We start from the raw sequence: 18,488 nt of genomic DNA, 5'->3' as shown, positions 1-18,488 counted from the left end.
CAACGCTTAGCGACTGTTAACCTCAGCCGCTAAAAATGGCACAACAGAGGCCATCACCGCGCCTCTGTTGTCGTCCTAATACAAGTGAATCCGTTCAGAACGAATTACTTACCACTTTTAACTTTAGTCCATGCACGGGTACGTACACGATCCAGTTTCGGATCCTGGACTTTCAACACGAACAGCTTGGACATAATATCCGCTGGCGGGAAGATGCCCGGGTTGTTACGTACATCAGCATTGATCAGCGGCAGAGACGCTTTGTTGCCGTTGGCGTAGTTCATCTTGTTGGAGATGTCCGCGATCACTTTTGGATCCATGATGAAGTTCAGCCACTGATAGGCTTCGTCGAGATTTTTCGCGTCTTTCGGAATTGCCATCATGTCGAAGAACGCCAACGCGCCCTGCTTCGGTACGCTGTAAGCCAGGTTCACACCGTTTTTCGCCTGAGCAGCACGATCTTTCGCTTGCAGGATGTCACCCGACCAACCGATCGCCACACAAATGTTGCCGTTCGCCAGGTCGTTGATGTACTGCGAAGAGTGGAAATAACGGATGCTCGGACGCAGCTTCAGCAGCAGATCGGTCGCCGCCCCGGAGTAATCTTTCGGGTCAGAGCTGTTCGGATCTTTGCCGAGGTAGTTCAACACGGTGGCAAAAATCTCTTCCGGTGCGTCGAGGAAGGAAACCCCACAGCTTTTCAGTTTTTCCAGGTTTTCTGGTTTCAGCACCAGATCCCAGCTGTCAACCGGCGCATCTTTACCCAGTACCGCTTTCACTTTATCGACGTTATAGCCGATACCGGTGGTGCCCCACAGGTAAGGAATCGCGTATTTGTTGCCTGGATCGTGCTGGGCCACTTTCGCCATCAGATCCGGGTCGAGGTTTTTGTAGTTCGGCAGTTTGCTCTTATCCAGTTCCTGGAAGACGCCGGATTGTAGCTGGCGCGCGAGGAAGCTCGAAGACGGCACCACCACGTCATAACCGGTGCTACCGGCCATCAGTTTGCCTTCCAACACTTCGTTGGAGTCAAACACGTCGTAGACCACTTTAATGCCAGTCTCTTTTTCGAAATTCGGAACCGTGTCCGCCGAGATATAATCAGACCAGTTATAAACGTGCAGCGTTTTATCTGCGGCCAGCGTGCCAGCAGACGCTGTCATCAGCACACCAGCAACCACACCTGACAACCATTTTTTACGTTGGTTGAACATGTTTTCCTTCCTCCTGAGCGGGTCATCACAACGCTGCATACACGCGATCCGGACGTTGCGTTTTCTGTTTATTCACAGGCACACAATGAATCAATATTCAGCGGGAGTTTAATAGTAAAAACCTATACCTGCGCTGAGGTTGCACGTCTCAAGCAGCCCCGCAAGAATAGCCGCCCCGCTCCCCCTGCACCAGATCTCAGCGTAAAAAACGCCTTTTAGCGATAAGTATTGCATGTTTCTGCTATGGGGTTCGGTCCAGGCGGCATAAAGCACGACTAATATCTGGCGATTTAGGGCAAAATGCAGAATAAAAAGTGGTGGGGATAAAATGAAAACTGCCGCAAAAAGCGGCAGTTAAGACAAACAGGAAAATCAGTGCAGCATCGCGCGACCGAGTGAGCTGGGTTGTCGCTCCTCTTCCTCGCCCATCATCAATAAATTGTTGGCGAAGGCTTCCATAATCACCATGGAAACTTGCTCCTCGCTCTGCTTCATAAAGTGCGAGAACTGACCAAACGTTAACCCCGCCGTGGTACTGAGCGACTGGCAGACAATCAGCTTCGGCAGATTATCGTCCTGAATATCAATAAAGGCTTTCACCGTCAGGGAGCTGGCATTGATCTGCGACAGATCTCCCACCAGCGGAATCAACGCGGTCGGCTTAACTTCAGCCAGCGCGGAGAACAGGATCACGCCATCCACAAGGTCGATTTTTGCATCAAACACCCCGTCAAAATTCTGCATATGCGGCAGATGCAAAGCCTGGCAGGCATCGCATTCGAACCAGGTGATATTTTGTTGATCCAGCCAGCGACGCAGCACGTCGATGTCAGGAACGACCAGTGAATCCATCGTCATGTCCCGTGGGGTGAAGAAATAAGCGCCTTAGCTTACGGAAAAAATGAAATCGATGCCACGAAAAACGCTGAAAAGCGCGCCTCAGCCACCAGTTTTAAGACGGAAGCCGGGTAACGCGTGCTGTTCAATCCAGTCAATCATCATGGCGGCGATGTTCAGCCCGGTGGTGCACTCAATGCCTTCAAGGCCCGGTGAGGCATTCACCTCCATTACCAGTGGCCCGCGGTTGGCACGCAGAATATCGACACCGGCCACTTCCAGACCGAGGGTGCTGGCCGCTTTGACCGCAATTTCACGTTCCTGATCGGTGATACGTACCGGGTAAGCCTTGCCGCCACGATGCAGATTGGAACGAAAATCGCCCTCTTTCGCCGCGCGCTCAATCGCGGCCACCACTTCATCACCGATCACCAGGCAGCGAATATCTCGCCCCTGCGCCTCTTTGATAAACTCTTGCACCAGGATATGGGCGTTGAGGCCACGAAATGCATCAATCACGCTCTCGGCCGCCTGACGCGTCTCCGCCAGCACCACGCCAATCCCCTGCGTCCCTTCCACCAGCTTCACCACCAGCGGCGCACCGCCCACCATGGTAATCAGGTCATCGGTATCATCCGGAGACGAGGCAAAGCCGGTAACCGGCATGTCGATGCCTTCACGTGCCAGCAATTGCAGCGAACGCAGTTTGTCGCGCGCCCGGGTGATCGCCACCGATTCGTTCAGCGGATAGCTGCCGCACAGCTCAAACTGGCGCAACACCGCCGTGCCATAGAAGGTGATGGCGGAGCCAATACGCGGGATCACCGCATCGAAGTGTCCCAACGGTTCACCACGATAATGCACCGCGGGCGAGGCCGGGTTGATATTCATATAACAGGAGAGAGGGTCAATAATCTGCACCTGATGGCCACGCGCTTCCGCGGCTTCACGCAAGCGTTTACACGAATAAAGCGATCCATCACGGGAGAGAATGGCCATTTTCATCGCAGAGTTCCTTATGCTTAACGAGTTGCCCAGCCCTGCTGATGCAGGTAATCCAACATAAACGGACGCGTTTCTCTGATGATCAGCCGCTGAATCAGTTCACTCCAGGTTTCTGCACGTTGATTGCTGTCACGCTGTTGATAATAGATGCTGGTACGACTGTCGTATTCCGCCAACACCGCCGCATCAAAGGGTTGATAGGTGTTTTCGTGCACCAGCATCGCCTGCGGAATGCGCGGTTTGATATCCGGCAACGCCGCAGGATGGCCGATGCAGAAACCAAACAGCGGCAACACAAATTTTGGCAGGCCGAGCAGCGTGGTAACCTCAGCAATATTGTTGCGAATACCGCCGATGAAGACACCACCGAGACCGAGCGACTCCGCCGCTACCATTGCATTTTGCGCCATCAGCGCGGTATCCACGCAGCCCAGCAATAACTGTTCAGCCCGTCCCAGTTGCGCTTCCGGGCAGATTTGCAAGTGGCGATTAAAATCGGCGCAGAACACCCAAAACTCGGCCGCTGCGCTTACCCAAGGTTGCCCGCCGGTCAGGGTAACCAGTTGCTCACGTTTTTGCCGATCGGTAATACGAATAATAGAGGAGCATTGCAAAAAGCTGGAGGTCGAAGCCGCTTGTGCCGCTGCAATAATGGCGTCGCGCTGCGCCTGATCGATGTCCTGCTCGGTAAAAGCGCGAATGGAACGGTGGCTGCACAGTAAATCAATGGTCGGCGTCATAATCCTCTCCGGTTACTTCTTTTTGTCGTGTTGATTGAACAACTGCGGGGCCATCGCTTTGGCGGTGCGCCACATCATCAACCAGGCCGCAGGCAGCATCAGCGCAATGCCGACAAAGAACAATAGCGTCGCCAGCGTTTTTTGGCCGATCGCGGCAGGCGCAGCGATCCAGTCATTGACCAGCGCCAGTGCGCCAATCACGGCGATCACGCCGACGGCTTCCAGCAACAGTACCGGCTTTGGTAATCGGGCCAGGTTGCTCATGTCCGGGCTCTCCCACAGTTCAATCCGTTAAGCCGTCTGTTATAGCACAATTGCCTGACGGTAATCCTTTGTCTGAATCTGACCCTTTTCCATCGAAGGATGGCATTGTGCCTACTCACCGCCCACGTGGGCGCGTTTTTATACTGGCGACTCCATATTGCCAGAGGAATAAACCATGCAACTGACTCAGATTCGTAACGCGACCTTAAGGCTGGAGTATGCCGGTGTGCGCTTCCTGATCGATCCCATGTTCGCTGATAAAGACGCGTGGCCCGGCTTTGCCGGTTCGGCGCGCGCTCATCTGCGTAACCCGCTGGTACCCTTGCCAGTGAGCATCGATGAGCTGCTGGATGTTGACATCATCCTTGTCACCCATACCCATCAGGATCACTGGGATGAGGCCGCGCAACAGCGCATTCCCAAAGACCGCATCATCTATACCCAAAATGCACGCGATGCCGACTTACTGCGTTCACAGGGTTTTACCCACGTACAGGCCCTGGCCGCAGAGAACGCTATTGCAGGCATCGTGATCAGTAAAACCGGGGGCCAGCACGGCAGCGATGAAGCCTATGCCATCCCCGCCGTGGCGGAACGTCTGGGTGATGCCTGCGGCCTGGTTTTCCGTCATGAAAACGAAAAAACGCTGTATATTGCGGGCGATACTGTCTGGGTAAAACCCTATGTTAATAGCCTGAACACCTTTACGCCGCAGGTGATTGTGCTGAATATTGGCTGTGCCACCCTTGACGGCCTTGGTGCCATCATCATGGGTAAAGAGGATGCGCTGCGTACCCATCAGTTACTGCCCTCCGCCACGATCGTCGCCTCACATATGGAAGCGGTGAATCATTGCCTGCTGAGTCGCGCAGAATTACGCGAGTTTGCGCGTGAACAGGGTATTGAACAACAGATCCGCGTGCCGGAAGATGGTGAAACGCTGAACTTTTAACCAAGGTGGGAAACGATGTCTGCATTGCATGTGGTGGTGATAGCCAGTCGGGGGTTCAGCCCGTTCCACTTTTCGGTGCCATTAATGGTGTTTGGTAAAGCCATGCCGCAGGAGGACCTGTTCCGGGTGACGGTTGCCGCAGAACAACCCGGGTTGATTGCGTCTGACAATGGTCTCTCCATCCAGGTAGAACACGGCCTGGCATCGCTTGCCGAAGCCGATATCGTGATAGTGCCGTTCTGGCAACATCCGGAAGAACAGCCGTCAGCCGCTTTATCAGGCGCATTAATTGACGCCTGGCAAGGTGGCGCGGAAGTCGTGGGGCTCTGCCTTGGTGCCTATGTGCTGGCATATAGCGGGTTGTTGGATCACCGCCGGGCGGCCACGCATTGGGAATTTGAACAGGATTTCGCCGCACGCTTCCCACAAATTCAGTTGGACAGCAACGCGCTCTATACCCGCGACGAACGTTTGATCACCTCAGCAGGCACCGCTGCCGGAATCGATTGTTGCCTGCATCTGGTGCGCGAACATTATGGCACGGCCATCGCGAATCGGGTCGCCAGAAGAATGGTGATTCCCCCCTATCGCGAAGGCGGCCAGGCGCAGTTTATCGAACGCGCGGTGCCGGACACCACGCGTGATAGCCAGATCAACGACCTGATCGATTATTTACGTCACCACCTTGATAAGCCACACGATGTGGCTTCGCTGGCGCACGCGGTCAACATGAGCAGGCGCACGCTGACGCGCCATTTCTCACGAGCCACCGGCATGACGCCAGCAGAATGGCTGAGTGCCGAGCGCCTGCGGCGCAGTCAGGAATTGCTGGAAACCACCGACCACAGCATTGAGGTGGTTGCCAGCCTGGCGGGTTATCAGTCACCCATTTCATTTCGCCAGCGCTTTAAGGCGCACTTCAACGTCAGCCCCCGCGAATGGCGGCGTACTTTTCGTGGGCCGGGCGGGCAAATCTGAAGACCGTGCACATCAGAACAACAGGCAAATCCTTCTTTCTTTCACCGACATCAACGGGCATCATGTTCCCCATTATTCACGCTGTGATGTGACATCCATCACAAAACAGCAGCGGAAGGAGAGAAGCAATGTTTGCAGTGATTTTTGGTCGTCCCGGCTGCCCTTACTGCGTTCGCGCCCAGGAACTGGCCGCCAAACTGACCACCGAGCGTGACGATTTTAACTATCAATACGTCGACATTCAGGTGGAAGGCATTACCAAAGCCGATCTGGAAGCCCGTGCGGGTAAACCGGTCACCACCGTGCCACAGATTTTCCTCGACCAGCAGCATATCGGTGGTTATACCGATTTCGCCGCCTGGACTAAAGAGAACCTGGATTTCGCGGTATAAGCCAGTGGTCACGGTGCGTGTTTCGCGCCGTGACGTATCTTCAGGACCGCATCGCCAACATGATGCGCAGCAGACGCACCAGCAACGCACCACATCCCGCCCAGAACAACGCACTCAATCCCCACATGACCATCCAGCCATTGTGACGAAGGTCCAACACCAGCAGCACCCACAGCATACCGAGCACCGTTCCCGCCAGTGCCACCCACAGCGTGCTTTTTAATGGACTTTCAGGTTGCAGTAGCGCCACCAGCATGCCCGGCAGCAAAAACAGCAACAACTCAGGCTGACCACCGATCGACTGTTCACCCGGCGAGACCCAAAAGTGGTGGGCAAAAATAAACACCAGCGTATATAGCATTACGCCCAGCACCGATGCAGGCCAGCGATTATTACGCTGCGACATAACCAACCTCAACGTCAATGTTAACAATATTGAAACTTTTAACTGCCCTGGCACACGTGTGGAAATAAAAAGAAACAGCTGGATGCGGAAGGAATGAAAACTGCCGATAGCTGAGGATGTTAATTATGATTAGAATGACGCCGCTTCAAAATTCGGTCCCTGCCTTCCCGGCAAAACGGGCACCTGCGGTCGCCACAAGATAGCGAAAAACGACCTTTTCATCAACATGTTACAGGTAAATAAGAAGTTAAAGCGTGAATATTAACGTCGCAGATTTGTTAAGCGGAAATGACGTCCTGTTATTATTTGTGGTTTTAGCCCTCGGCCTCTGCCTGGGTAAATTACGACTTGGCTCTGTCCAGCTCGGAAATTCCATTGGCGTATTAGTGGTATCGCTTATTTTAGGTGAACAACATTTCGCCATAAATACCGCCGCCCTGAGCCTCGGTTTTATGCTGTTTATTTTTTGTGTCGGTGTCGAAGCAGGCCCCAACTTTTTTTCGATTTTTTTCCGTGACGGCAAAAACTATTTTATCCTGGCGATTGTGATGGTGGTCAGCGCCCTGCTGCTGGCGTTGATGCTGGGCAAAGTGTTCGGCTGGGATATTGGCCTGACCGCCGGTATGCTGGCCGGTGCCATGACGTCGACGCCGGTGTTGGTTGGTGCCGGGGACACCCTGCGGCATAGCATCAGCGACAATCAGCAACTGAACCTGATGCAGGACCATCTCAGCCTTGGCTATGCCATTACCTATCTGGTCGGTCTGGTCAGCCTGATATTCGGCGCACGCTACCTGCCGCGTTTGCAACATCAGGATCTGCCGACCTGCGCCCAGCAAATCGCGCGGGAACGCGGTCTGGATGCTGACAGCCAGCGTAAAGTTTTCCTGCCGGTGATCCGTGCTTATCGTGTGGGACCTGAGTTGGTGGAATGGAGCGGTGGCAAAAACCTGCGTGAGTTGGGCATCCATCGCCAGACCGGTTGTTACATCGAACGTCTGCGCCGCAACGGCATTCTTGCCAGCCCGGATGGGGATGCGCAACTGCAACTCGGTGACGAGATTTCATTGGTCGGCTATCCCGATGCCCATGCCCGCCTCGACCCCAGTTTCCGTAACGGTAAAGAGGTGTTCGATCGCGATCTGCTGGATATGCGTATCGTGACTGAAGAGATTGTGGTGAAGAACCACAACGCGGTGAATAAACGTCTCAATCACCTGAAGCTGACCGATCATGGCTGCTTCCTCAACCGGGTGATCCGCAGCCAGATCGAGATGCCGATTGATGACAGCATTATGCTGAATAAAGGCGATGTGTTGCAGGTGAGCGGCGAGGCACGTCGCGTGAAAAGCCTCGCGGATCGTATTGGCTTTATCGCCATCCACAGTCAGATGACCGATCTGCTGGCCTTCTGTGCTTTCTTTATTATCGGTTTGATGATCGGCATGATCACCTTCCAGTTCAGCAACTTCAGCTTTGGTATCGGCAATGCGGCCGGGCTGCTGTTCGCCGGGATTATGCTGGGTTTCCTGCGCGCCAACCATCCGACTTTTGGTTATATTCCGCAGGGCGCGCTGACAATGGTCAAAGAGTTCGGCCTGATGGTCTTTATGGCGGGAGTCGGCCTGAGTGCAGGCAGCGGCCTGCAACATGGCCTGGGCAGTGAAGGGGCATTGATGCTGCTGAGCGGTTTGCTGGTCAGCCTCGTACCGGTGGTGATTTGCTATCTGTTCGGTGCTTATGTCCTGCGGATGAACCGCGCACTGTTGTTCGGCGCCATTATGGGCGCACGCACCTGCGCCCCGGCGATGGAGATTATCAGCGATACCGCGCGCAGCAATATTCCGGCGCTGGGCTATGCCGGAACCTATGCCATTGCTAACGTGCTACTGACGCTGGCGGGTACGCTGATCGTCATCATTTGGCCGATTTTGCCCTTATAAAAATTTTTTGACTGAGTCCAGAACTTTTTTTCCGGGGTGCAGTCTGAATTATTGCCACTGCTTTTCTTTGAAATCCCCAAGTTGAGGAGCCCGCCAGTCACTGACTGACGGGTTTTTTTATGTCTGTCGCTTATCACTTAAGGTTCTCTTAAGCGCAAATTGCGACCCTGTGACTCTGGTTTCACTATCCGCAAACATTCATGTCGCTGTCATCAAAACTAAACAATTCAACAACCCGCATCAGGATTCAGAACCCGGCTATTTACCCGCTGTCGCGCCGCTTTTACGCTATCAACTTTATTTTGCTGGCATTTTTAGCATCGGTTTTTTTGCTGTGGTCGCGCCACGAAAGCCTCGATATCGCCATCAGCCAATTTTGGTTTGATCCGCTAACGCAGCGCTTTCCGTGGCAACACAACCGCTGGCTGGACCTGATTAACCATCGCCTGTTGAAGGATGCGATCATTGCTGGCGGCGTACTGATGTTGCTGCGTGGCATACAACTACGCGATGGCCGACGGGTATTGGTGGCCCTGCTACTTGGGCTGGGTCCGTTAGTGATCGGCGTACTGAAGGCGCACAGCGCTCATTCCTGTCCGTGGGATTTGGCGATGTTCGGTGGTAAAGCCGCGAACTTTACCTTGCTCAGTGCGGTGCCGGCCAACAGCGGTCCAGGCCAATGCTTCCCCGGCGGCCATGCGTCGAGCGGTTTTGCCGTGATGGGACTGTTTTTCCTGTGGTGGCCTGAGAAACCCGGTCGCGCCCTGCTGGCACTGCTGGCCGGTATTGCCCTCGGATTATTGATGGGCTACGGCCAGGTGATGCGCGGTGCGCACTTCTTCTCCCATAACCTGTGGGCGGGATGGTGGGTATGGCTGACCCAGATGCTGATTTTTGCTGGCGTTTCTTTTTGGGTAGACAAGACGAGGAACAAAAGAGCGTAATGGAAGAGATCAACCGCACGCTATTTTTATGGATTAACGCCACGCCGGATTCACCGGAGTGGCTGCTGAGTCTGGCGACCTTTATCGCACGGGACCTGATTGCCATTGTACCGCTGCTGATTGTGGCGCTGTGGCTATGGGGACCGCGTGAACAGGTGGCTTCACAGCGCACGCTGGTATTAAAAACCGGCATGGCGCTGATTTATGCGCTGAGCATCTCCTGGTGCATCAGCCAGTTGCTGCCCCATCCGCGCCCCTTTGTGATCGGGCTGGGTCATCAGTTCCTGTCGCATGCCGCTGATGACTCCTATCCCAGCGATCACGGCACCACCATTTTCACGTTTGCGCTGGCATTTGTGTGCTGGCACCGGGTGTGGTCGGGTGTGATTTTGCTGCTCACCGGCATCGCCATCGCCTGGTCACGTGTTTATCTTGGCGTGCACTGGCCGCTGGATATGCTGGGTGGTTTTCTGGTGGGGATGCTCGGCTGCCTGGCATCGCATCTGGCATGGCAGCTGTATGGTTCGCGCATGTTGGCGCTGACCCATCAGATCTACCATGTGTTGTTCGCGCTGCCGATTCGTAAGGGATGGATTCGCGGTTAACCGCCTTTGCCAGGCCGCCGCGGCGCGATAAATTGCGCCGCGGCGGTATGACGGTTAGTTAAACCATTTACCGAATACGCTATCGAATTTCATCACGATGAAATCCCAGATACGGCTGATAAAGCCACCTTCCTGCACATCTTCCATCACCACCAGTGGACGTTGTTCCACGCTTTTGCCATCCAGTTGAAAATCGATAGTACCGACTACCTGATTTTTCTTCAGCGGCGCTTCCAGCTGCGGCGAGGTCAGGGTGTAACTGGCTTTCAGGTTGTTCATCTGCCCTTTAGGAATGGTAACCGAGGCATCTTTCGCTACGCCGAGGTTGACCTGTTTGCGGTCACCAAACCAGACGCGCTGCTGAGCAAAGGGTTTATCCGCTTTGATCGGTGTGACGGTATCAAAGAAACGGAAGCCCCAGGTGAGTAACTTTTCACTCTCCCGGAAGCGCAGTGCATCCGTCTCCGCCCCCAGTACGACCGAAATCAGACGCATATCACCGTCAGTCGCGGATGACACCAGGTTATTGCCCGCGCCCGAAGTATGACCGGTTTTGATGCCGTCCACTTTCAGGTTACTGCTCCACAGCAGGCGGTTACGGTTCATCTGCTTAATGTTGTTGAAGGTAAACTCTTTCTGTTTATTCAACGCGTACTCTTCCGGCACATCACTGATCAGTCGTTGGCCGATGATCGCCATATCACGTGCGGTACTGTACTGCCCATCGGCATCCAGCCCGTGGACGGTCATAAAGTGGGTATTTTGCAGACCAAAAGCTTTGGCGTAGTTGTTCATCAGGCCGATAAAGGAATCCTGACTGCCCGCCACATAATCCGCCATCGCGATACAGGCATCATTTCCCGACTGAATCACGATGCCTTTGTTCAGTTCAGCAACCGGGATACGATCGCCGGGCTTGAGGAACATCAGTGACGACCCTTTCAGTTTCGGGTTACCGGTTGCCCAGGCATCCTGACCAATCGTCACCATGTCGTCGTCATGAATTTTGCCCGCCTTCAGCGCCTGACCAATCACATAACTGGTCATCATTTTGGTCAAACTGGCGGGATCAAGGCGCTGATCGGCGTTGGCCTCAGCCAGTACCTTGCCGCTGTTGTAATCCATTAAAACCCAGGCTTTGGCATCAATCTGTGGAGCGGCTGGCGCCTCTTCAGCCAGAGCGGAAACCGGGAGAAGCATTAATAAAAGGGAGGAGGCAGCAAAAGGCCGCCAGACAGAAGCGTTAATTAGTTTTTTCATGTGTATGACCAGATAATTGTCCTTGTTAAATCGTGGCTCAATCCTGCAAGACGCACGTTGTATAAAAAACTACCGCTTTGTGCCGCAGAAAAAAACCGTCTATCGGTAAAGTTTTATAGAAATTATTACAGTAACCCTGGCACCAACGCCGCCGGGCTGCCACCTTTGATCTGTCGCCATTTGTGAGAAATTGCGTGAAATTCCGATTTTTCGCAGATCAGTTAAGCCAGTCACAAATTTCCGCTAACCTGATTTCAGTCAGCCTGAGGAGAATCATGATGGACTTAGCCGTGTTCGATCTCGACGAAACCCTGATTTGTGAAGACAGCACCAGCCTGTGGCTACGCTGGTTGGTTTCACAGGGTTTTGCCCCCGCCGAACTGATTAGCGCCGAGCAGTCGCTAATGACCCAGTATCACGCCGGTACGCTCTCAATCGAAGAATATATGAACACCACCCTTGCCCCACTGGCCGGGATGGCAACCATGACGGTCTCTGGCTGGGTGCGGCGTTTTATTCACCGCGACATCCTGCCACGTGTGTTTCCCGCCGCACGCGAACGCATCAACTGGCATCAGCAGCGTGGCGATACCGTGATGATTATCACCGCCAGCGGCGAACATCTCGCCGTACCGATTGCCGAGCGTCTTGGCGTGCATGGCGCGCTGGCGATTGGCGTGGAGATTGTCGATGACCGCTACAGCGGCCTGACCTACGGCACCATGACTTACAAAGAAGGCAAGGTGGCACGGCTGAGTGACTGGAAAGCCTTGCAGCAGGAGAGCCATTTTGAACGCACCTGGGCTTACAGCGACTCCATGAACGACCTGCCGTTGCTGGACCATGCCGATCATGCGTATGTCATCAACCCGGACACACTGCTGCATCAGGAAGCGCAGCAGCGTGGCTGGCAAGTGTGTAACTGGGTGCGCTAACTACCCGCGTGGAGCGCTGGCGTTCGCCGCCAGCCCCACTTTCAGCAATTTGCCGTTGCTCTCGTCAGTCAGCACATACAGGAAGCCATCCGGTCCCTGACGCACATCCCGAATACGCTCCCCTCGTTCCGTCAGCAGACGCTGCTGCTCCACCACTTTTTCGCCATTGACCCGCAGGCGAATCAGGCTTTTTTCCTTTAACGCGCCAATAAACAGCGAGTTTTTCCACTGTGGAAAACGCGCGCTGTTGTAAAACGCCATCCCGCTGATAGCCGGTGAAACCTTCCAGTAAAAGACCGGCTGCTCGGTGCCCGCCACCACGCTACCCTTTGATTCCGGGACTTTTTGCCCGCTGTAATCAATGCCCCAGGTCGCCAGTGGCCAGCCATAGTTTTTGCCCTTTTCCGGGATATTGACTTCATCGCCCCCGCGTGGACCGTGTTCGCTTTCCCACATCTGCTGAGTCCACGGGTTCCACGCCAGCCCCTGCGGATTACGCATGCCATACGACCAGATTTCGCCACGTGCGCCCTGGTGCCCGACAAAAGGGTTATCCGGCGGAATGGTGCCGTCAGCCGTCAGACGCACAATTTTTCCCGACAGCTTGTCCAGCTCCTGCGCACTGCTGCTGGCAAAGTTGTCGCCAAAAGCAATCCACAAAAAACCTGCGCGGTCGAATGCCAGTCGCGTGCCGAGATTGGCCCCGCTGGAGAGCTTCGGCGTTTGTTCCAGCACCACGCGGAAGTCACTCAACTGGCGATTATCGTCACTCAGGCGACCATAACCGACCACCGCGCCCGCGCGGCCCGCCGCATCGGCGGTGGTATAGCTGAGCCACACCCGGCGACTTTGCGCAAAATCCGGTGCCAGCACCACATCCAGCAAACCACCCTGGCGCTGCGCCCACACGCTGGGCACGCCGCCAATCGGCGCGGATAAGCCTTTCCCGGGCTGCCAGCTGCGTAGCTGGCCCGAACGTTCCGTAATCAGCAAGGTGTGATTGTCGGGCAGAAATGCCACCGACCAGGGGTGATCAAGTTGGTCCTGCAAAACCTGAACCTGCACATCCGCTGCCAGCGCGGGCAGGGAACCACTTAGCACGCTGCCGAACAGCAACGCGGCACGCATTAATCGCATAGGTGTCTCCTTTTTAATCCACTGCCGTTAAGGGTAGTCAGTCGGTAAAAAAGGATGTGCAGGATTTACAAAACATTAAGGGGCAGTGAACGCCACGGTGTCCCGGACCATCTCGTCAATCCCCGGACGCAGGTCATCAAGGGTGATCGGGGTGCTGTTGTTTGGCAGGTTTTTACCAAAGGCTTTACGCACCACTTTGATTAACGGTTTACCGGTTTGCGCGTCAGTCGCTTCCACTTCCAGGAACAACGCGCTGTTCTGGGTACGATGACCGGTGGCGGCCATGGTACTGGCAACCACCGCTGCCACCGGCACCACTTCATAGAACTGAATACCCTCATCTTCCGCCGTCACGGCGGTGATTGCGCTGCGCACCACCAGGGTGTGCGGCCCTTTCTGCGCCACCAGGGTTTTATGTGTCGCAATCGCGGCTTTCAGTCGCTGATCGGTATATTGGCGTATGCCATCCAGCGTCTGCTGGCTAATTCGCGGCGTGGGATGCGCGGCCGGATAGTAAACCACCGGGGTGTACACCACATTGCGATAATCCGCTCCATGATAATCCGGTGAAATCCAGCGCAGGGTCGGTTTACCGCTGGGCGACTGTGCCGTTTGTAGCTGGCTGTAATCACCCAAAAAACCGGAGAATTGTTTTTTATCAGCAACATGAGATGTACAACCCGCCGCCAGCAAGGCCAGCGTCAGCACAGAAACACCAAGAGGTAAGCGCATAGGTAAGCCCTTGTAAGAAGTCATTGCTTCTCAAGCTTAGTTGGGCCGATTCACCACGGTGAGAAAATTTGAGGAAGTGTGAAAGATAACCACCTGCAAGTGCAGGTGGTTAGGGGAATTATTCGAAGCAAGTCTCAGGGTTTTCGGACAGAGACACAAACTCATCGCCGCCTTTGGTCAGCGCCATGATCTTGCCGCTCTCAATGTCATAAACCCAGCCGTGCAGGCGCAGCATGCCTTTACGCAAGGCAACCGCAACTGATGGATGTGTTTTGATATTGTGGAGTTGAGCGATGACGTTCTCTTTTACCATCTCATTGAGCTTGGTTTCCGGGTTGTCATACTTTTTGTTCTCCACCACCGCGCGCGCCGCATCGGCGTAACGCAGCCAGTGTTCCACCGCAGGCATGGTATCCATGCAGGAGCATTCGGCAATGGCTTTCATCGCACCACAGTTGGAGTGGCCACAAATGATGATTTCGCTCACGCCCAGCGCCACGACAGCATACTCAATGGTCGCTGATACACCGCCTGGCTCCGGTCCGAATGACGGCACAATATTGCCCGCATTACGGATCACGAACAGTTGACCCGGCTCCTGCTGTGTCACCAGTTCCGGCACCAGACGGCTGTCTGAGCAGGAGATGAACAGGGCTTTGGGATTTTGGTTGGACGCCAGGCTTTTGAAAAGATCCTTCCTTTCAGGAAACACATTCTGTTGAAAACTCAGAAAACCTTTGATGATCTCTTTCATTTCTCTGCTCTCACATTATCCACTTCTGCCCTGGCAGTGAACCCAGTCACCGTCAGCGCGGCATCATTTTTTCTTGTATCGATAATAGCTTACACGCACCAACCGGGCATTTAAGCAAAATCACCCGGTGAAGACAACCCCGAGCATGTTGCGGCATTAAAACAGACTATACAATTTCCCCGCAGACACCTGTACAATCGCCCCCCTATCCACACTAATTATGATGAATTTTTATTCTTATGAGCCATGTCACCAATCCTCCACGCGTGGGCTTCGTCTCACTCGGCTGCCCAAAAAACCTCGTTGACTCGGAACGTATCCTGACGGAACTGCGTACCGAAGGTTATGACGTGGTACCACGCTACGATGATGCGGAGATCGTCATTGTTAACACCTGTGGATTTATCGACAGTGCCGTGCAGGAATCCCTGGAAGCGATTGGTGAAGCCCTGAACGAAAACGGCAAAGTGATCGTCACCGGCTGCCTCGGTGCCAAAGTGGACCAAATCCGCGAAGTGCACCCGAAAGTGCTGGAAATCACCGGCCCGCACAGCTACGAGCAGGTGCTGTCACATGTGCATCACTATGTACCGAAGCCGGAGCATAACCCGTTCCTCAGCCTGGTGCCGCAGCAGGGCGTGAAGCTGACACCGCGCCACTATGCCTATCTGAAAATTTCTGAAGGCTGCAACCATCGCTGCACCTTCTGCATCATCCCGTCCATGCGTGGCGATCTGGATAGCCGTCCGATTGGCGCGGTGCTGGATGAAGCCAAACGCCTGGTGGAAGCCGGGGTGAAAGAGCTGCTGGTGATTTCTCAGGATACGTCTGCCTATGGCGTCGACGTGAAACACCGTACCGGGTTCTGGAACGGTTCACCGGTGAAAACCAGCATGGTCAGCCTGTGTGAACAGCTGGCAAAACTTGGCGTCTGGGTGCGCCTGCATTACGTCTACCCGTACCCACATGTGGATGATGTCATTCCGCTGATGGCCGAAGGCAAAATCCTGCCGTATCTGGATATTCCGCTGCAACACGCCAGCCCGCGCATTCTGAAACTGATGAAACGTCCGGGTGCGGTTGAACGCACGCTGGAGCGTATTAAGCGCTGGCGCGAAATTTGTCCGGAATTGACGCTGCGTTCCACCTTTATCGTCGGCTTCCCGGGTGAAACCGAGGAAGATTTCCAGATGCTGCTCGATTTCCTGAAAGAAGCGCGCCTCGACCGTGTTGGCTGCTTCCAGTACAGCCCGGTGGAAGGCGCTACCGCCAACCAACTGCCGGACCCGGTGCCGGATGACGTGAAACAGGCGCGTTTCGAACGCTTTATGCAGCTGCAACAGCAGATCTCCGCTGAACGTCTGCAAGAGAAAATCGGTCGCGAAATTCTGGTGATCATCGATGAAGTCGACGAAGAAGGTGCTGTGGGTCGCAGCATGGCCGATGCGCCGGAAATTGATGGTGCAGTCTACCTGAACGGCGATCGTCAGGTGAAAGTCGGTGATGTGGTGCGCGTTAAAGTCGATCACGCCGACGAGTACGATCTCTGGGGTACACGCGTGTAATCCCCTGCTCCCCCATGCCCGTCATGGGGGAGATCATTTTCCGCTGAAATTATTTTTCTCCGACAGTAAAGCGCCTTTCTTTTACACCGATAACCTCTGTACACGCCCCTTTTGCCCAGAGAGTTCAGGATGCTTAAAAGAATGAAAGTCGTGACCGCCATTGTCGTGATTCTGGTGGTCTTTACAGCCATGCAAGTCGTTTCCGGCTCGTTATTTCTGACCTCGCTCATGGCGGGTCAGCGTAACTTCACCACCAGCGATCAATTATCCCACCAGCAGCGCGAACTGGCCGATGGCTGGCAAACGCTGGTAAAAACCCGTGTCACCATCAACCGCGTCGCTATTCGTATCCTGAAAAAGCAGACCGACGAAGCCTCACTGGCCGCCATTGATAAATTGCTGACGGCGGCGGGTGCATCGCTGAATGAAGCGCAGCAGCACTTTGCCCAGTATAAAAGCCTGCCGCGTATCAAAGGCCAGAGTGACGCTGCCGCTGCGCTGGTCGAGGCCAAATTCAGCGCGATGGCGGATCTGCTGCAACAATCTGCCGCCTTTCTGAAAGCCAATGATTACCCTTCTTACGGTAACCTTGATGCCCAGCAGGCGCAGGATGATCTTGAAGATGCTTACAAGCAGTGGCGTGCGCAGAACGTCGAACTGCTGGCACAAGGCAGCGCCGAGAATGAAAGCGCCTGGCAGCATGTGCTGGCGATGGTTGCCGTGATGGCCGTGGTGGTGTTGCTGCTGCTGGCGGCGGTATGGGTGTTGGTGCGCCGTATTTTGCTCATCCCGATGAAGCAACTGCAAAAACAGATGGAGCGTTTTGCGGAAGGCGATCTGTCCGGCAGCCTGCACGTGGAAGGACGCAGTGAAATGGCAGCGCTGGCCGCCAGCCTGAACCATATGCAACAGGCGTTGCTCAGCACCGTCAACAACGTCCGGGACAGCGCCGATGCGATCTTCAGCAGCGTCAGCGAAATCGCCACCGGCAATAACGATCTCTCGTCACGCACCGAACAACAGGCCGCCTCACTGGAGGAGACTGCCGCCAGTATGGAGCAGCTCACCGCGACGGTGAAACAAAACGCCGATAACGCGCGCCAGGCCACGCAGCTGGCCAGAACCGCCTCCGATACCGCCGATAAAGGTGGCAACGTGGTGGCGGGTGTCGTGAAAACCATGCATGACATCGCCGACAGCTCGAAAAAGATTGCGGATATCACCAGCGTGATCGACGGTATCGCTTTCCAGACCAATATCCTCGCGCTGAACGCGGCGGTCGAAGCCGCGCGTGCCGGTGAACAGGGCCGTGGCTTTGCCGTGGTGGCGGGCGAAGTCCGCAACCTCGCCCAACGCAGCGCCCAGGCCGCGAAAGAGATCAAACTGTTGATTGAGAACTCAGTCCAGCGGGTCAATCTGGGGTCGCAACAGGTTGGCAGCGCCGGTGACACCATGCAGGAGATTGTCAGCGCCGTCACCCGCGTCACCGATATTATGGGGGAGATTGCCTCCGCATCGGATGAGCAGAGCCGTGGTATCGACCAGATCGGCCAGGCGGTGAACGAGATGGATCGCGTGACCCAACAGAACGCCACGTTGGTGCAGGAGTCAGCCAATGCTTCGGTATCGCTGGAGCAACAGGCCAGCCGTTTATCTGCGGCGGTAGCGCGCTTTAACACCGGCGCGCGTCAGGCGACTGCGGTGCTGGTGCGGCCATCAGCACCGGTGGTCGCGCCGCGTGCGCTAAAAGCCCCTGCCGCTGCCGGCAATGACAACTGGGAAACGTTTTAAGCTAAGCACGGCGCGATTTATCGCGCCGTTCTGC

Annotated in this window: 19 protein-coding genes; 9 read left to right on the top strand and 10 right to left on the bottom strand. The window is 54.9% G+C overall.

The features are described from left to right. Positions 1 to 104: 104 nt before the first annotated feature. From potF to PAT9B_RS06550, 5 genes are all read right to left on the bottom strand, one after another. Positions 105 to 1,214: a spermidine/putrescine ABC transporter substrate-binding protein PotF gene (gene potF, locus PAT9B_RS06570; RefSeq protein WP_013508475.1), complete on the bottom strand. Its 1,110-nt coding sequence runs from the start codon at positions 1,212 to 1,214 to the stop codon at positions 105 to 107. A gap of 372 nt (positions 1,215 to 1,586) precedes the next feature. Beyond that, positions 1,587 to 2,066 (bottom strand): YbjN domain-containing protein, encoded by a 480-nt coding sequence (locus PAT9B_RS06565; protein ID WP_013508474.1) that lies wholly within the window; start codon positions 2,064 to 2,066, stop codon positions 1,587 to 1,589. Positions 2,067 to 2,153: 87 nt separating this feature from the next. After that, complete coding sequence (gene rimK, locus PAT9B_RS06560; protein WP_013508473.1) at positions 2,154 to 3,056, bottom strand: 30S ribosomal protein S6--L-glutamate ligase; 903 nt, start codon at positions 3,054 to 3,056, stop codon at positions 2,154 to 2,156. A 17-nt stretch (positions 3,057 to 3,073) separates the two neighbouring features. After that, positions 3,074 to 3,796 carry an oxygen-insensitive NADPH nitroreductase gene (gene nfsA / locus PAT9B_RS06555; protein WP_013508472.1) on the bottom strand — a complete coding sequence of 241 codons (723 nt, stop codon included), beginning with the start codon at positions 3,794 to 3,796 and terminating at the stop codon, positions 3,074 to 3,076. A gap of 12 nt (positions 3,797 to 3,808) precedes the next feature. Further along, positions 3,809 to 4,060 (bottom strand): DUF1418 family protein, encoded by a 252-nt coding sequence (locus tag PAT9B_RS06550; RefSeq protein WP_013508471.1) that lies wholly within the window; start codon positions 4,058 to 4,060, stop codon positions 3,809 to 3,811. A 175-nt stretch (positions 4,061 to 4,235) separates the two neighbouring features. Here PAT9B_RS06550 and PAT9B_RS06545 point away from each other — a divergent pair, with 175 nt between their 5' ends. The 3 genes from PAT9B_RS06545 (at position 4,236) to PAT9B_RS06535 (ending at position 6,382) form a co-directional block, all read left to right on the top strand. After that, positions 4,236 to 5,012, top strand: a complete 777-nt coding sequence (locus PAT9B_RS06545; RefSeq protein WP_013508470.1) for an MBL fold metallo-hydrolase — start codon at positions 4,236 to 4,238, stop codon at positions 5,010 to 5,012. Positions 5,013 to 5,027: 15 nt separating this feature from the next. Continuing rightward, entirely contained in the window at positions 5,028 to 5,990 is a 963-nt protein-coding gene (locus tag PAT9B_RS06540) for a GlxA family transcriptional regulator (RefSeq protein WP_013508469.1), read from the top strand. A gap of 128 nt (positions 5,991 to 6,118) precedes the next feature. Beyond that, complete coding sequence (locus PAT9B_RS06535) at positions 6,119 to 6,382, top strand: GrxA family glutaredoxin (RefSeq protein WP_013508468.1); 264 nt, start codon at positions 6,119 to 6,121, stop codon at positions 6,380 to 6,382. A 40-nt stretch (positions 6,383 to 6,422) separates the two neighbouring features. Here PAT9B_RS06535 and ybjM read toward each other — a convergent pair whose 3' ends face one another. Then, positions 6,423 to 6,788 (bottom strand): inner membrane protein YbjM, encoded by a 366-nt coding sequence (gene ybjM / locus PAT9B_RS06530; RefSeq protein WP_013508467.1) that lies wholly within the window; start codon positions 6,786 to 6,788, stop codon positions 6,423 to 6,425. A 254-nt stretch (positions 6,789 to 7,042) separates the two neighbouring features. Here ybjM and PAT9B_RS06525 point away from each other — a divergent pair, with 254 nt between their 5' ends. The 3 genes from PAT9B_RS06525 to ybjG all read left to right on the top strand — a co-directional run bounded on the left by PAT9B_RS06525 (position 7,043) and on the right by ybjG (position 10,280). Continuing rightward, positions 7,043 to 8,731 (top strand): aspartate:alanine antiporter, encoded by a 1,689-nt coding sequence (locus tag PAT9B_RS06525; protein ID WP_013508466.1) that lies wholly within the window; start codon positions 7,043 to 7,045, stop codon positions 8,729 to 8,731. Between the two features lie 200 nt (positions 8,732 to 8,931). Beyond that, positions 8,932 to 9,675, top strand: a complete 744-nt coding sequence (locus tag PAT9B_RS06520; protein ID WP_013508465.1) for a phosphatase PAP2 family protein — start codon at positions 8,932 to 8,934, stop codon at positions 9,673 to 9,675. Beyond that, positions 9,675 to 10,280 (top strand): undecaprenyl-diphosphate phosphatase, encoded by a 606-nt coding sequence (gene ybjG / locus PAT9B_RS06515; RefSeq protein WP_013508464.1) that lies wholly within the window; start codon positions 9,675 to 9,677, stop codon positions 10,278 to 10,280. Before PAT9B_RS06520 ends, ybjG begins: the two co-directional genes overlap by 1 nt. Positions 10,281 to 10,334: 54 nt before the next feature. Here the strand turns inward: ybjG and PAT9B_RS06510 are convergent, their stop codons facing one another. Beyond that, complete coding sequence (locus PAT9B_RS06510) at positions 10,335 to 11,540, bottom strand: serine hydrolase (protein WP_013508463.1); 1,206 nt, start codon at positions 11,538 to 11,540, stop codon at positions 10,335 to 10,337. A 278-nt stretch (positions 11,541 to 11,818) separates the two neighbouring features. Between PAT9B_RS06510 and PAT9B_RS06505 the strand changes: the two genes are divergently transcribed. Then, positions 11,819 to 12,475 (top strand): HAD family phosphatase, encoded by a 657-nt coding sequence (locus PAT9B_RS06505; RefSeq protein WP_013508462.1) that lies wholly within the window; start codon positions 11,819 to 11,821, stop codon positions 12,473 to 12,475. Here PAT9B_RS06505 and PAT9B_RS06500 read toward each other — a convergent pair whose 3' ends face one another. From PAT9B_RS06500 to PAT9B_RS06490, 3 genes are all read right to left on the bottom strand, one after another. Further along, the gene (locus tag PAT9B_RS06500) at positions 12,476 to 13,612 is read right to left on the bottom strand and encodes a PQQ-dependent sugar dehydrogenase (RefSeq protein WP_013508461.1); all 1,137 of its coding nucleotides are present in this window, start codon (positions 13,610 to 13,612) and stop codon (positions 12,476 to 12,478) included. A 75-nt stretch (positions 13,613 to 13,687) separates the two neighbouring features. Continuing rightward, positions 13,688 to 14,344, bottom strand: coding sequence for a DUF3313 domain-containing protein (locus PAT9B_RS06495; protein ID WP_013508460.1), 657 nt, complete (start codon positions 14,342 to 14,344; stop codon positions 13,688 to 13,690). A 118-nt stretch (positions 14,345 to 14,462) separates the two neighbouring features. Continuing rightward, positions 14,463 to 15,098, bottom strand: coding sequence for a carbonic anhydrase (locus tag PAT9B_RS06490; protein WP_013508459.1), 636 nt, complete (start codon positions 15,096 to 15,098; stop codon positions 14,463 to 14,465). A gap of 239 nt (positions 15,099 to 15,337) precedes the next feature. Here PAT9B_RS06490 and rimO point away from each other — a divergent pair, with 239 nt between their 5' ends. Continuing rightward, positions 15,338 to 16,663: a 30S ribosomal protein S12 methylthiotransferase RimO gene (gene rimO / locus PAT9B_RS06485; protein WP_013508458.1), complete on the top strand. Its 1,326-nt coding sequence runs from the start codon at positions 15,338 to 15,340 to the stop codon at positions 16,661 to 16,663. Between the two features lie 129 nt (positions 16,664 to 16,792). After that, the gene (locus PAT9B_RS06480) at positions 16,793 to 18,454 is read left to right on the top strand and encodes a methyl-accepting chemotaxis protein (RefSeq protein ID WP_013508457.1); all 1,662 of its coding nucleotides are present in this window, start codon (positions 16,793 to 16,795) and stop codon (positions 18,452 to 18,454) included. Positions 18,455 to 18,488 lie beyond the last annotated feature (34 nt).

It is taken from the genome of Pantoea sp. At-9b, assembly GCF_000175935.2.
Taxonomy (GTDB): domain Bacteria; phylum Pseudomonadota; class Gammaproteobacteria; order Enterobacterales; family Enterobacteriaceae; genus Pantoea.
The sequence above is the reverse complement of the archived record's forward strand: the minus strand, read 5'-3'. Positions and strand labels throughout refer to the sequence as shown.

Excerpts from the sequence above, each read along its gene's own strand:
- PAT9B_RS06495 (WP_013508460.1), bottom strand. The coding sequence starts at position 14,344 with ATGCGCTTACCTCTTGGTGTTTCTGTGCTGACGCTGGCCTTGCTGGCG.
- PAT9B_RS06535 (WP_013508468.1), top strand. The coding sequence starts at position 6,119 with ATGTTTGCAGTGATTTTTGGTCGTCCCGGCTGCCCTTACTGCGTTCGC.
- PAT9B_RS06505 (WP_013508462.1), top strand. The coding sequence starts at position 11,819 with ATGGACTTAGCCGTGTTCGATCTCGACGAAACCCTGATTTGTGAAGAC.
- PAT9B_RS06490 (WP_013508459.1), bottom strand. The coding sequence starts at position 15,098 with ATGAAAGAGATCATCAAAGGTTTTCTGAGTTTTCAACAGAATGTGTTT.
- nfsA (WP_013508472.1), bottom strand. The coding sequence starts at position 3,796 with ATGACGCCGACCATTGATTTACTGTGCAGCCACCGTTCCATTCGCGCT.
- PAT9B_RS06545 (WP_013508470.1), top strand. The coding sequence starts at position 4,236 with ATGCAACTGACTCAGATTCGTAACGCGACCTTAAGGCTGGAGTATGCC.
- ybjG (WP_013508464.1), top strand. The coding sequence starts at position 9,675 with ATGGAAGAGATCAACCGCACGCTATTTTTATGGATTAACGCCACGCCG.
- PAT9B_RS06510 (WP_013508463.1), bottom strand. The coding sequence starts at position 11,540 with ATGAAAAAACTAATTAACGCTTCTGTCTGGCGGCCTTTTGCTGCCTCC.
- PAT9B_RS06550 (WP_013508471.1), bottom strand. The coding sequence starts at position 4,060 with ATGAGCAACCTGGCCCGATTACCAAAGCCGGTACTGTTGCTGGAAGCC.
- PAT9B_RS06540 (WP_013508469.1), top strand. The coding sequence starts at position 5,028 with ATGTCTGCATTGCATGTGGTGGTGATAGCCAGTCGGGGGTTCAGCCCG.
- PAT9B_RS06480 (WP_013508457.1), top strand. The coding sequence starts at position 16,793 with ATGCTTAAAAGAATGAAAGTCGTGACCGCCATTGTCGTGATTCTGGTG.
- rimO (WP_013508458.1), top strand. The coding sequence starts at position 15,338 with ATGAGCCATGTCACCAATCCTCCACGCGTGGGCTTCGTCTCACTCGGC.
- PAT9B_RS06565 (WP_013508474.1), bottom strand. The coding sequence starts at position 2,066 with ATGGATTCACTGGTCGTTCCTGACATCGACGTGCTGCGTCGCTGGCTG.
- ybjM (WP_013508467.1), bottom strand. The coding sequence starts at position 6,788 with ATGTCGCAGCGTAATAATCGCTGGCCTGCATCGGTGCTGGGCGTAATG.
- potF (WP_013508475.1), bottom strand. The coding sequence starts at position 1,214 with ATGTTCAACCAACGTAAAAAATGGTTGTCAGGTGTGGTTGCTGGTGTG.
- PAT9B_RS06500 (WP_013508461.1), bottom strand. The coding sequence starts at position 13,612 with ATGCGATTAATGCGTGCCGCGTTGCTGTTCGGCAGCGTGCTAAGTGGT.
- PAT9B_RS06520 (WP_013508465.1), top strand. The coding sequence starts at position 8,932 with ATGTCGCTGTCATCAAAACTAAACAATTCAACAACCCGCATCAGGATT.
- rimK (WP_013508473.1), bottom strand. The coding sequence starts at position 3,056 with ATGAAAATGGCCATTCTCTCCCGTGATGGATCGCTTTATTCGTGTAAA.